The organism is Robinsoniella sp. (assembly GCF_034124845.1).
This window is the reverse complement of the sequence record NZ_JAWYAJ010000091.1, coordinates 1-13,282: the sequence shown is the minus strand read 5'-3', so window position 1 is coordinate 13,282 and position 13,282 is coordinate 1. Positions and strand designations below refer to the sequence as shown.

The following is a 13,282-nucleotide window of genomic DNA, read 5'->3' as shown; positions in this document are numbered from 1 at the left end:
TGGTTAAAAGGGCAGCAGTAGATCCCAAGATGATGTGCCACAAAGGAAGTGCCAGGGTTTTTGACTGTGAAGAAGATGCACTGGATGCCATTTACGAAGGTAGAATTCATGCAGGAGATGTCATCATCATCCGATATGAAGGACCAAAAGGAGGTCCTGGTATGCGTGAAATGTTAAATCCCACTTCCGCCATTATGGGAAGCGGTCTGGGAAACTGTGTGGCGCTGATAACAGACGGACGGTTTTCCGGTGCCACAAGAGGTGCAGCAATCGGTCATGTGTCTCCTGAAGCAGCAGTGGGAGGGAATATCGCGCTGATCCGGGAAGGGGATCTCATTGAAATAAATATACCGGAACATATGATACGGATTCTGGTTGCGGATGAAGAACTGAAGATCCGCAGAAGTGAATGGAAACCCCGCAAACCTCGGATAACGAAAGGATATCTGGCAAGATATGCAAGAAGTGTAACTTCCGGAAGTACCGGGGCTGTACTGGAGTAAATACAACTGCTCCCGGTCCAAAATTCATTGACTATTCAGGTTTACACCTTTATAATAGATATAAAGTGAACAGGATTGGAGCAGGTTATGAAGATAAAGAACGTATATGAGGAATTAGGGCAGGAAAACTATTCTGCTGTGAAAGATCGTTTTTGTGGGAATGAAAATTTATTAGAAAAATTTGTAGTCAAATTTCTTAAGGATCCTACCTATAAAAATCTGGAAGGATCTGTTAACGAAGGAGACCGCCAGGGAATAGAAATGAATGCCCATACTTTGAAGGGGGTTGCCGGTAATTTAGGATTTTGCATCCTGCAGTCAGTCTGTGCTGATTTGGTGGACTGTATCAGATCCGGTAATGACGACCATATTCCGGAGCTGTTTGAACGGGTAAAAAGTACCTATACGAATATCATACATGTAATCGAAAAACTGGATTAGCAGAGGGTGGACTATGGAGCAAAAAAGAAGAACCATTTTAATAGTCGATGACATGGAACTGAACCGGGCAATCCTTAATGAAATGTTCTATCAGAACTACAATGTACTGGAAGCCTGCGATGGTGAACAGGCTCTGCAGTTAATTTCCCAGAAGAAACATGAAATTGATATTATACTCCTGGATATTGTAATGCCTGTTATAGATGGGTTTGGGGTATTAGAAAGCCTGCAGAGGCAGAATTTGCTGGAACGTCTTCCTGTGGTGATGATTACTGCCGAGAATTCGGAAAGCGTCATGAAAAAAGGCTATGCGATGGGAGTTACGGATATTATAACAAAGCCGTTTAATCCGGATATCGTAAGAAGACGTGTGAAAAATGTACTTGCGTTATACAGCAGGCAGGAGAGTCTGGAGGAGCTGGTAGAACAGCAGACACAGGCATTGCGCAACCAGACAAGGCAGCTGCTGGATGCCCTCAGCAGTATCATTGAGTTTAAAAATATGGAATCAGGACAACACATTCTGAGAATTCGTATCATAACAAAGTTTTTACTACAAAAATTATCAAAGAAATTTCCCGGATATAATCTTACTGCAAAGCAGATTGAAACCATTTCAGAAGCTGCTGCCATGCATGACATTGGAAAAATTGCAATATCCAATTCTATTTTAAACAAACCGGGAAAGCTTACCAGTGAAGAGTTTGAGATTATGAAAACCCACACTGTTAAGGGCTGCGAAGTAGCAAGAAAACTTAAATACATACAAAACCAGAATTTTATGGGATATTGCCTGGATATCTGCAGACATCATCACGAGCGCTGGGACGGGAGAGGTTATCCCGATAGCCTTCAGGGAGATGAAATCTCTATTTGGGCACAGGTAGTTTCAATTGCGGATGTCTATGATGCATTGACAAGTGTGCGGGTATATAAGCCTGCTTACAGCCATCAGGAAGCGATAGGGATGATTCAAAATGGAGAATGCGGGACATTTAATCCCAGGCTTTTGAAATGTTTTAGCGAAAATGCAGATGAAATGTACCAATACCTTTTGAATTTGACTGATGAAAATGCAAGCACGTTTGGTTACGAGGATGAATACGAACAGAAAACGACAGCAAATATGACCAATATTTCTGACCGGACCTTACAGCTTCTGGAGCTTGAAAGGGAAAAATACAGGATTATTACGGAATTGTCTGGAGATATTGTATTTGACTATGATACCCAGAGAGATTTCATTAGCTTTTCTGAAAAATTCAGAGAAATTTTTGGAGGAAATATCATCATTGAGAATGCCAGACACTGGATACAGAGCAGTGGATTTCTGCATGCCCAGGACAAAAATAAATTTATAAAACATCTGATGATACTTACCAGTCAGAATGTAACCTGTAAGGTTCAGGTTCGCCTGATGGTAAAGAAAGATACCTATGAATGGTTTGATGTCTATATTCATTCCATCTGGAACCAGGAAACCGGAGAGTGCCTGACTCTGATGGGGAAAATGGTCAACGTGGATCAGCGTTACAAAGAACTGGAGCAATGGAAAAAAGTGGCTAACACCGATGGACTGACAGGGCTGTATAACAGAAAAGCATTGGAAGAGAAGATCAGTGAAGTGCTCATTAATGAGTCATCACAGCAGTCAGCACTGTGTTTTATAGACCTGGATGATTTCAAACAGGTAAATGACGGTTACGGCCACCCCTATGGAGATGAACTGCTGGTTGCGATTGCCAGACAACTGAAAGGTTGTGTAAGAAGCACGGATATAACTGGCAGGATTGGCGGGGATGAATTTATCGTATTGCTACGGGGGATAAACTCCATTCGGGATATGATGGATAAAGCATCACAACTCTGCCATACTCTGGGGAAAGGATTCAAGGGGTATGATTATTCCGTCAGCATCGGGATTGCGGTATTCCCCGAAGCCGGAAAGACATACGAAGAACTGCTAAGCAGGGCTGATCAAGCCTTGTACTGCTCTAAAAATGCAGGAAAAGACCAGTATGTGATCTATGGAGAGGATACGGCTGAGATGCCGTTTCGTTCCCTGTTGTCAGAGGTAGACAGCTTTGTCCAAACCGAAGATGAACTGGCTGAAATTTTACATAATGGCGGTACGGAAAAATAAGGCGGTATGAACTGCCTTATTTTTTTGCACATTTATTAAAACAAGTCCCAACTATAAGCCCTATCTGCATGCCGTTACAGCATTCTTATATAGAAACATTATAAGTTACAATGGTCCATTTTTCATTCTGTTTCATTAAAAAGCAGGGTGTATTAATTTTTTTCCGATAATAGTACTCAAATAATTTTTGAAAGAAGCGGTAGTTTAAAAATAAGGCAACATTTTCATTAACAGTCATAATATGCATCTCCAATCATTCAAAAATTTTATTTCTGCGAGCAATGATCTGTCATTGTGTAACCATTGGACCTCGGCCAGCATACAATAGAATATAGTATCATACTGCACTATTCTAATTATATTCCAAAGGAGTGAAATATATGACCCATGTAGTACAACTTACTGAATTAAAAAAAGGAGAAAAGGCAGTGATCACAGAGTTGATCTCCTTAAAAGAAATGAGGCGCAGGCTTCAGGATATAGGAATGATAGAGGGGACAACAGTGGAATGTGTTGGAAAAAGCCCTCTGGGAGACCCCTGCGCTTTTTTAATAAGAGGTGCTGTAATAGCTCTTCGCAAAGAGGATGCTGGAAGTGTAATGGTAGAATGCAGTGATTAAGAGGAGGCGCTTATGGGATTGAACAGGTCATCATCAGGAATGACTTCCGTTGACAGAGAACTTGTGATTCAAAAACAGAGAGAAGAAGATAAAGTGATTGCACTTGCCGGAAATCCCAATGTGGGAAAAAGTACCGTTTTTAACCAGCTGACGGGAATGAAGCAGCACACCGGCAACTGGCCGGGAAAAACGGTAGCCAATGCACAGGGGTATTGTTCTTATGGAAATCAGGGATATGTGATGGTAGATATCCCGGGATGCTATTCCCTAATGGCACATTCCATGGAAGAAGAAGTAGCGAGAGACTTTATCTGTTTTGAACACCCGGATGCAGTTGTTGTGGTGTGCGATGCAACCTGTCTGGAGCGAAATCTGAATCTGGTTTTGCAGATTCTGGAGGCTTGTACCAATGTGGTAATCTGTGTCAATCTAATGGATGAAGCCCAAAAAAAACAGATTAAGATACAATTAGATTCATTATCAGAAAAAACAGGAGTTCCGGTCATCGGAATAACAGCCAGAAGTAAAAAAGGCCTGGACCAGATATTTGAAGGTCTGAATCAGGTTTGGGAAGAAAGAGAGAAAAAAGAACCGCTGGTAGTTTATCCAGATTATATTGAAGAAGCTATTCACCAGCTGGAACCGTCCGTTAATCAAGTCTGCAAAGGAATACCGGACACCAGATGGCTCTGCGCCAGACTGCTGGATGCAGATGACTGCCTGCGCAAATCCATGCAGCAGCATATTGGGAATGATCTTCTGGAGAATGAAGAGATACATAATATCCTTTCCGATATCAATTCCAATTTAGCAGACCTGGACATTTCCAGAGAACAGCTGAGCGATGATATCGCCTCAGCCTTCGTAAAGAAAGCAGAAGAATTATGCAGGGATACCGTTAATTTTGAAGATAAATCATACAACCGGAAAGACCGCCGGCTGGACCGGTTATTTACCAGTAAGTTAAGTGGTTTCCCTATCATGTTCCTGGTACTGCTGTTTGTCTTCTGGCTTACGATCACCGGAGCTAATTATCCGTCACAGCTTTTAAGCAAAGGACTGTTCCTGTTAGAAGACCAGCTGGTATTATTCTTCCAGAAGATAGGTGCGCCCACCATTTTATATGAGATTCTGGTATTTGGAATATATCGTGTTCTGGCATGGGTAGTGTCCGTTATGCTGCCTCCAATGGCAATTTTTTTCCCGCTGTTTACGCTGTTAGAAGACTTTGGGTATTTGCCAAGAGTCGCATTTAATCTGGACAGGTGTTTTAAAAAATGCCAGGCGTGCGGGAAACAGGCTTTGACTATGTGCATGGGTTTCGGTTGTAACGCTGCCGGAATCATCGGATGCCGTATCATAGATTCTCCCAGGGAACGTTTTATCGCCATGATTACCAATAATTTTGTCCCCTGCAATGGCAGGCTGCCGATTCTGATATCCGTAATCTCCATGTTTTTTGTAGGAAAGGTCACCGGTGTATTTTCATCTCTGCTGTCAGCAGTTATTTTAGCAGGCATGATTGTGCTTGGCATAGTGATGACCCTCACGGTCTCCAAGTTATTATCCAGGACAATTTTAAAAGGCATGCCATCTTCTTTTACCCTGGAACTGCCGCCTTACCGGAGACCACAGATCGGAAAAGTAATTGTGCGTTCAATTTTTGACCGTACATTCTTTGTACTGGCACGTGCAATAGTGGTGGCAGCACCTGCAGGACTGATTATCTGGCTGATGGCAAATCTGTCTATTGGAGATATGACGATATTAACCCATTGTACAAGAGCACTGGATCCGTTTGCCAAGATGCTGGGCATGGATGGCGTGATATTGATTGCTTTTATACTGGGCCTGCCTGCAAATGAGATAGTAATTCCCATCATGATCATGACGTATATGGCACAGGGAAGCCTGATGGAAATAAATGACCTGGATGTATTAAAGCAGCTTCTCGTACAGAACGGATGGACCTGGGTAACGGCAGTCAGCACCATGCTGTTTACGCTGATGCACTGGCCCTGTTCCACAACGTGCCTCACCATACACAAGGAGACACAGAGTATAAAGTGGACGCTTGTTTCGGTGGTGGTGCCTGCAGTTGTGGGGATTGTGGTGTGCTTTGTGTTTACATCGGTGGTAAGGGTGTTGGGGTTAGGTTAAATTTTGAAAGCAGCTGGGGGGAAGTGATTGGCTTCACCCCCCAAATTCAAGATTCAATTCCGTATCTGCCTGATTTGCCACATCCATGGAGTGGGTTACTATGATCACGCACCTATCAGCAAGGTGGTGCGCATAGTGGACTAATAATTTCGTGATGGCTCTCGTATTTGTTTCATCCAGATTCCCGGTGGGTCAGGAAGCGCATCCAAAGTGGAAACGAGATTTAAATTTTCTTCGGCTGTGAGATAATCGATGAGGTTGTAATTCTGAAATATAAAGACCACTTCCTTTCGGCGATAGTCTGAGAGTTCTTTTTCATTTAATGGTTTGCCATTTAAGATAATAGAGCCTTCATCAGGAGTATCCAACCCGCCTAAAATAGAGAGCAATGTAGTTTTTCCACAGCCAGAAGAGAGCCAGCCCCATTTTTTTATTTCAGTGTCTCAAGTATCAGATCCTTTTCTCCCATTTCAACACAGATAACAGTATCGATCGGATGGAAATCAGACTCATTTTCAGAGATATCAAACATCCAGCAAGAGTCCCCTTCACAGCTTTTAACACAGCTACCAATAACCGGTTTGCCGCTGTGAAGCAGATAAGCTTTTTCAATGGTATTGGCAATATTGTTCAGCAACAGTTTTTTTACAGGCTTTTTCAAGTGAATGTATAAACGGTAATCTTTGCCGGTAAAGACCACATTGTCCATTTCATAGACATAATGAGGAACAGGCTTTGTTGCATATACACTGTCTCCAGTGCATTTTAAATATTCTGCTATACAATCAAGGATGCGGCAGCTTTCTTCAGGAATACTTCCATCAGCCTTCGGACCGATATTCAGCAGGTAATTACCGCCGCGGCTGTTGATCCTAAGCATTAAGTGTATGATCTGTTCCGGAGTTTTCCAATTATGATCATGTTTACTATAAGCAAATGTATCATTTAGAGTCGCAGGAACCTCCCAATCGCCACTAAAGGGAAGTGATGGGATTGCATTGTCACCAGTTGTCATATAATCACCAATCTGGTTGCCAATTCTGCCGCTGACTATGCATTCAGGCTGTATGGATTTGATCAGGTCATAAATCTCCTGGCTTTCTTCTTTTGTACATCCCATTGGAGTATCCAGCCAGAGCATATGGACATCACCGTAACCGGTAAGCAGTTCTCTAATCTGAGGGAGGCATTTTTCATCCAAATAACGGCGAAAGTTCTTTCCAGTGTTATCTTTCTTGTGTATATATCCGTCAGGATGATGCCAGTCCTGGGCCTGAGAGTAATAAAGGCAGAATTTCACATCATACTTACGGCAGGCTTCTCCCAGTTCCGCTACGATATCACGTCCAAAAGGTGTTGCGTCTACAACATTATAGGAAGAGCAATGTGAGTGATAAAGTGCAAATCCATCATGATGCTTTGCAGTAAATGTCAGGTATTTCATCCCCCAGTCGCGAGCCTGGCGGACATATTCATCTGCATTGAAGTTTACCGGGTTGAACTGGGCAGCCAGTTTTTCATATTCGGGAATAGGAATATCCAGATCGTTCATAATCCATTCTGCAATATTATCTGTCACTTTTCCTTTGTATTCTCCTGCTAAGATGGAATAGAGTCCCCAGTGGATAAACATTCCGTATTTCGCTTCTTTAAACCATTTCTGTTTTGTATCATACATAGCGGCATCTCCTTTGATTTTTTGTGTTTGAATAAGTCAAACTTATATTTTATCATGTTAACATACCAACATTATAAGATTGACATCAAGAAAAATGCAATATAATATTATAATGAAAGGATGTGATTTTTTGACTTTTCCGGATATCACTACAAAAGTTATCCACTGCGTATATTACCGTAATAATGAAGACTGGAACTATCCGATCAATATCTATCCATATAATACCCTTTATCTGGTCTTGGATGGTGATGGTGAAATTCTTATTGGTGATCATATCATCAGTCTGCTGCCGGAACATGCGTATCTGATACCGCCAAACACACAGTTTTCCTGTAAGTGCAGTCATTATATAGAAAAGATATATATCGATTTACACGCCGAACTGCTGCCAGGTCTGGATATTTTTGGTGCAATGAATGGTATTGCTTCTGTATCCATAGCCCGGGATGAGATTCTGGACGTGATCAGCCGCAGCAGCAATCCAATTTCCGCTGGGGATACCCCGGCATTTACTGTTTTGGAACCCAATTCCTTCTGCGATAAACTCTGGTATGATGCTTTTTTGTTAAAGCTTCTTTCACTCCTGATACCGGAGAACTGGACATCTCCTGATAGTCAGATCATGCGCCATCGGGATATTCTGGATGATATTGATATCAATCTTTCAGCAGCATTGCGGATGAGCGAAATCGCCGATAGACACGGCTGGCATCCGTCCACTCTCAGCAGGGCATTTCAAAAGGATTTCGGCTGCAGTATCAAAACATATGTGGAGAAACTGCTTTCCGCCCGCCTTTGCCAGGAACTGGTAACCACCGATAAAACCATCAAAGAACTTGCGGCACAGTATCATTTTTGTGATGCTTACTATCTGTCTGCTTTTTTTAAGCGGCAAGAGGGAATTTCGCCAAGTGAATACAGAAGGGTTAATATGAGAGTTGAACTGCATAATGAAATGGGGCATAACCGTTAAAATAAAATGTATGGAAATGCCAGATTGAAGTTTCGTAATAAAATAATGGGATTAAAAAATTTCATACCATAAATACTACTTTTTAATACATATATTAAATATTTTATAAGTACTATGATAAAATTGTATGCGATACTATTAATAACTAAATTCTGTTCTGTTAGAATAATAAATAAAAAGTAAACAGAAAATGGGTCAATATGAATCCCAAAAAGAGTAGCATTCAGACTGAACAGAAGCAATCTAAAAAAGGAGTATGAGGTATGAAGAGAAAAATAATAACAGTAGTTTTATCTCTGACATTAGTAACAACAATATTTTCAGGTTCGGCAGTTTCTGCATCTGCAAGTGCAAATTCTAATTCCCGGATGGATACTGTAACAGAAAGATATGTGGAGGCAGGAAATACAATTCAGTTTCTAGGGTATAACAATAGGGTATGGCTTACCATTGATTATAATAAAAATTCAATGAAAGCTACGGCATCAGGTGTTAATTCAAACGGAGCATTTGGTTATTCCAGGTACGTAGATGTTGAATATTATGATAAAAATGATAATCTGGTGTTTCGTGAGTCAGTACTTGGAGTATCCAATGGCCAAGCTCTTGCAAAGAAGATCAATAGTCAACCCTATCAGAAAGGTGCATATTTTGTAATTAATCATCAGGAACAATATACACGGTTTAAAATAGCCAGAAATGTTCTCGGTGGATATAATTTTTCTAACGGCAGTCCTATAGATGCAAGCAAAGGACGTTTTTATATTGGAGGAGAATATTTAGAGTATACAACAGAAAAAAAATCAGTTCTTTTGACGGAATTACAGGATGCTGTACAGGATGCGAAACAATATAAGGCTGAAGATTATACACCTGCCAGTTTTAACAGGTTACAGAATGCAATAAAAATGGCGGAAAAAGAAATGGCTGCCGGTACTACAAACGTTAATTTAAAAGACTTAAAAGCGTTAATTGCAGAAATGATTGGTAAATTAGAACAAAGTAATACAATCATTTTACAAGGTCATTATAATTTCAACCAAGTAACCATTAAATTTGATTATGCAAATAAGAAATTAAAAACAAATTTTAATAGTGGTGTTCCGCACCCTGGATTCGGAAATAATCTTTATTACGGTGTATACGTCATGGGAAAAGACGGCAATATGAAAGTCAGTGTGGCTTTAAAAGGAAATGAAGAAAATTCAAAAATGGCTAATGCACTGAATAATCTTCAAATAGAAAAAGGAGATAAGATTATAGTCTTACATGAAGAGGCTGCATCACGCTTAAAAGTTATGGGGACTGTTCAGAATGTATCAAAAGATTATCGCTATAAACGACTGTCAATTTTTACAGTTGGAGATGAAAATCTGATTTTTGACGGTGAAGGTAAGTCTGTGGAGATAGCAGAATTGACTAATTAAAATTAAGGTACATTTATTCTAAATTTTAATCGGATTATAAAAAACAAGGAGTTGTTGTAATAGTAGATCATATATCTATAGGTGCACAGCTCCTTGTCTATGTCTGAGAAGGATTCCCTGATGCATAGCACAGCTGCTCGTTTTTATTTACATGCCCAAGATATCTGTTCCTTAAAAACAGCAGCAGAAAATATATCAAGTCAAAAATACATAATAATCAGTCAAAAATTGACAATTATTAACGTAATAATCGATAATTTTACTTTTTCCCTGAAATAAGCATTTTCCAGTCAATTATGTTAAATTTACTTTCATCTGTAAGATTGATATAATTTATAGGTAGCTTTGTTAGGAATCATAGGCAGAATAACCAATAAATTAAGGCATCGAATCCTATGAATCACAAATTTATACAGGGGAAAAGGAGATGTGACAATGAAAAAGAAACATTTCACAAGGCGATTGCTTTCTGGCTTTATGGCAGTATGTATGTTGATGACTGTTCCCTCCGGGACGGCTTTAGCAGCCAGTGAGGAAACAAAAGTAGTATGGACAGCAGATGAGAATTCGGATATGGGTCCTGCAGAGAGTATCGAAACGGAAGCAAAATTGATCACAGGTGGAAATTCTGATGCTGCGAAAACAGCAAGCACAGAAATTAATGCATCCGAAACAACAATGACAGAATCAGATACCGCTGGAACAACAGGCACAGAAATTGATGCCGCAGGAACAACAGGTACAGATTCAGATGCCGCAGAAACAACAATGACAGTATCAGATGCTGCAACAGTAGCCACAGAATCCGATGAAACTAATAAATCAGCTGGTTTGGAATCTGGTGCAGATCCAACAGCGAGTAAGGAATCTGACGCCAATTGGACAGCAGTAGAAGAAACAGAATCTGCAGTTGTTTATAGCGGAAACTGGATTACGACCAATGAGGGCGGTCAGAGCGGTGGTCATGCCAAGCAGACCAATTCTGCCGGAGCAACGGCAGTCTTTACCTTTCAGGGAACTGGGGTTCGCTGGATTAGCCAGGTAGATCCTACCTATACAACTCCAGCCAAGGTTTACCTGGATGGAGAATTAATGAAAAACGTCAGTTCTTACGATGCAGATACAAACTATTACCAGAGAGTAATTTATTCTCTGGTTGGTATACCGGACGCTCAGCACACGTTAAAGATTGAGTGTCAGGGATCCACGTACATTGAAGTAGATGGATTTGCGTTTACTGCGGATACATCATCGGTACAGGCAGATAAAATAGATGTATCACCTGCTTCTTTATCACTCCGCAAGGGAGATACCCAGCAGATGAAAGTGTCTGCTAAAAGCGGCATTTCCGATATTTATGGGGCTGAAGCGTCATTTGCCAGTGAGAATGAAGCAATAGCCACGGTTAATGATAGTGGACTGGTCACAGGAAAAGACACCGGCTCAACATTTATCACAGTAGCTGTCAATGGTCTTGAACCGGTAAAAGTCCCTGTAGAAATAGCAGTGGAAGCACAGATGAGGCGTGTGGTTGACAATGAACATCCACTTATCATTCACCACATGCAGCGTGAATTTAACAGCAACTTACCGGGAACGATCCAGGGCGGTCATAATGTGAAGGACTTCTGGGATAACTTGCCGGAAAGAACAAAGCCCTATCAGGCACTTGTAATTCATGGCGGTTACTATATGAACAATAATTATGTAGTGCGGGGGCTGACACAGGAACAGTTTTACCGTCAGCAGGCGGATCTGTGCAATACCTATAACATCCCGTTTTTCCTTATGATAGGTAACTCTTATACCTCTGATGTGATGTCGGATGCTTTGGTAGAGGAATTTTTCCAAACATATCCTACTTTTTTAGGAGTTTCTTATTCTGAGTGCCATATGAAAAACTATGCTGACGATGTTGCAAATAAGCTTGAAATCTGCAACCGGTACGGAGGATACATATGGTATGCGGATCAAGTTCTTTCGGCACAATTCACAAATATGCTGAACACGGATACTTTTGTACATGCTGCCAAAAAGTACAGCAAGAATCTGATATTGATGCACAAGACCTCCACTCCCAATTCCGGTAATATGGGAACAAATGCATCAGAAGGAGTTATAGAAGGAGCATGGCTGTCCGGGATTGCCGATAACTGGGGAACCCTTACGGATTCCTGGATGTGGTATATAGACGGATACTGGAAGCTGTATGGAGGACAGGGAGGCGGTATTGCCTCAGGCGGTGCAGAAGAGTGCCGCGGTCCATTTGCCATGCCGGATCAGTTGTTTGCCTATCGTATGATTCAAGAGGGACTCAGCGGAGCTACCGTGTTTAGTTTTGAACATCCGGTTGGAGCCGAAGGCGTGCGCAATACATTATCTTCTACCTATACGGACATTGTGGACAAAGCAACACAATTTTTGCTGGATGCAAAGATACCTGACCGAAATGAGGTGGCTGCCAAAACCAAAGTGGCAATCACTACCGAAAAAGGGCAGGTCAGCAGTATATTGAATTCTGCACCTATCTATAATACCCTTTATGGTGATACCGGCGCCGGGGGTGCCTATAAGTCCATGGTTACCAAATCCACCGGACGGTATGGAACCATTCCGGTTATTCCATCTCTTGTTACAAACGAGTTTAAGGCGAAATACGAAGGGAAGATGGATTTTATAAACAACGATCACAGTAAAGCTTTGAATAGTGCCCAGAAAGTACTGGAATACTTTGATAACCGTTATCCGGAAACCTACACAGGGAATGGCTATGCAGAAAAACTTGACAATCAGTGGTTTACCTACAATAGTCTGTGGGAAACGCAAGGGAATCAAAACGTTTCTCTGGCACTTGATCATGGTTTTGCCGATTCGGTGGATATCAGCTATGATAACTTCACTTATCTGGTAATCACCGATCAAGCGGACAAAACCAGTGTAAAATTCAACAACTTTTTGCTGGACAAGGATGATGTATGGAACGGATATAAAAATATTAACGATCCAAACGGAACCGTACATTGGGATACAGATAATAACAGTATGTGGCCCAATTATATCTGGAGAAGTGTCATTCCAAATGAATTCCGTCTGGATGAAACGAATCGGAATGCGTCAATTGCAATCCATGGCTTGAAAGAGGAACCCAGGATTGTGGTAACTGACGGAATGTATGACGATTATCATAAGAAAAACCAGTATACGATCTCGGATGGGGAATGGGACGGTGCAACCGGAACTTATACCTTCCAGATCAGTGCAAACGGATGGGTTGAGTTTGATGTGCTGATCTGCAACGAGGATGTCTATGAGCATTACGAGGAGCAGGAATATT

General features: G+C 41.2%; 10 protein-coding genes. 8 read left to right on the top strand and 2 right to left on the bottom strand.

Annotation, left to right across the window (positions count from 1 at the left end):
• From ACH2DQ_RS04565 to feoB, 5 genes are all read left to right on the top strand, one after another.
• Nucleotides 1-503 (top strand): dihydroxy-acid dehydratase (locus ACH2DQ_RS04565; protein ID WP_395025742.1); only part of this gene is annotated, 503 nt, incomplete at its 5' end.
• An 87-nt stretch (nucleotides 504-590) separates the two neighbouring features.
• Entirely contained in the window at nucleotides 591-944 is a 354-nt protein-coding gene (locus tag ACH2DQ_RS04560; RefSeq protein ID WP_394915311.1) for an Hpt domain-containing protein, read from the top strand.
• A gap of 13 nt (nucleotides 945-957) precedes the next feature.
• A complete protein-coding gene (locus ACH2DQ_RS04555) occupies nucleotides 958-3,087 on the top strand; it encodes a diguanylate cyclase domain-containing protein (protein ID WP_394915310.1) in 2,130 nt (709 codons plus the stop codon).
• A gap of 380 nt (nucleotides 3,088-3,467) precedes the next feature.
• Nucleotides 3,468-3,707 (top strand): ferrous iron transport protein A, encoded by a 240-nt coding sequence (locus tag ACH2DQ_RS04550; RefSeq protein WP_394915309.1) that lies wholly within the window; start codon nucleotides 3,468-3,470, stop codon nucleotides 3,705-3,707.
• Nucleotides 3,708-3,719: 12 nt separating this feature from the next.
• The gene (gene feoB, locus ACH2DQ_RS04545) at nucleotides 3,720-5,867 is read left to right on the top strand and encodes a ferrous iron transport protein B (RefSeq protein WP_394915308.1); all 2,148 of its coding nucleotides are present in this window, start codon (nucleotides 3,720-3,722) and stop codon (nucleotides 5,865-5,867) included.
• Between the two features lie 140 nt (nucleotides 5,868-6,007).
• Here feoB and ACH2DQ_RS04540 read toward each other — a convergent pair whose 3' ends face one another.
• Together ACH2DQ_RS04540 and ACH2DQ_RS04535 are read right to left on the bottom strand one after the other, a co-directional pair.
• Nucleotides 6,008-6,301, bottom strand: coding sequence for an ATP-binding cassette domain-containing protein (locus ACH2DQ_RS04540; protein WP_395025750.1), 294 nt, complete (start codon nucleotides 6,299-6,301; stop codon nucleotides 6,008-6,010).
• Nucleotides 6,298-7,545, bottom strand: coding sequence for an alpha-L-fucosidase (locus ACH2DQ_RS04535; RefSeq protein WP_394915307.1), 1,248 nt, complete (start codon nucleotides 7,543-7,545; stop codon nucleotides 6,298-6,300). The genes ACH2DQ_RS04540 and ACH2DQ_RS04535 overlap by 4 nt, the downstream gene beginning before the upstream one ends.
• Nucleotides 7,546-7,675: 130 nt before the next feature.
• On the opposite strand from ACH2DQ_RS04535, the gene ACH2DQ_RS04530 reads away from it, so the two are divergent.
• The 3 genes from ACH2DQ_RS04530 to ACH2DQ_RS04520 form a co-directional block, all read left to right on the top strand.
• Nucleotides 7,676-8,521 carry an AraC family transcriptional regulator gene (locus tag ACH2DQ_RS04530; RefSeq protein WP_394915306.1) on the top strand — a complete coding sequence of 282 codons (846 nt, stop codon included), beginning with the start codon at nucleotides 7,676-7,678 and terminating at the stop codon, nucleotides 8,519-8,521.
• Nucleotides 8,522-8,784: 263 nt separating this feature from the next.
• On the top strand, nucleotides 8,785-9,948 hold the full coding sequence (locus tag ACH2DQ_RS04525; RefSeq protein ID WP_394915305.1) for a putative mucin/carbohydrate-binding domain-containing protein: 1,164 nt from the start codon (nucleotides 8,785-8,787) through the stop codon (nucleotides 9,946-9,948).
• Between the two features lie 435 nt (nucleotides 9,949-10,383).
• The coding region (locus tag ACH2DQ_RS04520; RefSeq protein WP_395025738.1) for a glycoside hydrolase family 98 domain-containing protein at nucleotides 10,384-13,282 on the top strand (2,899 nt) is incomplete at its 3' end.

Bases quoted from the DNA above. Each gene is read 5' to 3' on its own strand.
- ACH2DQ_RS04555 (WP_394915310.1), top strand. From the start codon at position 958: ATGGAGCAAAAAAGAAGAACCATTTTAATAGTCGATGACATGGAACTG.
- ACH2DQ_RS04560 (WP_394915311.1), top strand. From the start codon at position 591: ATGAAGATAAAGAACGTATATGAGGAATTAGGGCAGGAAAACTATTCT.
- feoB (WP_394915308.1), top strand. From the start codon at position 3,720: ATGGGATTGAACAGGTCATCATCAGGAATGACTTCCGTTGACAGAGAA.
- ACH2DQ_RS04535 (WP_394915307.1), bottom strand. From the start codon at position 7,545: ATGTATGATACAAAACAGAAATGGTTTAAAGAAGCGAAATACGGAATG.
- ACH2DQ_RS04550 (WP_394915309.1), top strand. From the start codon at position 3,468: ATGACCCATGTAGTACAACTTACTGAATTAAAAAAAGGAGAAAAGGCA.
- ACH2DQ_RS04525 (WP_394915305.1), top strand. From the start codon at position 8,785: ATGAAGAGAAAAATAATAACAGTAGTTTTATCTCTGACATTAGTAACA.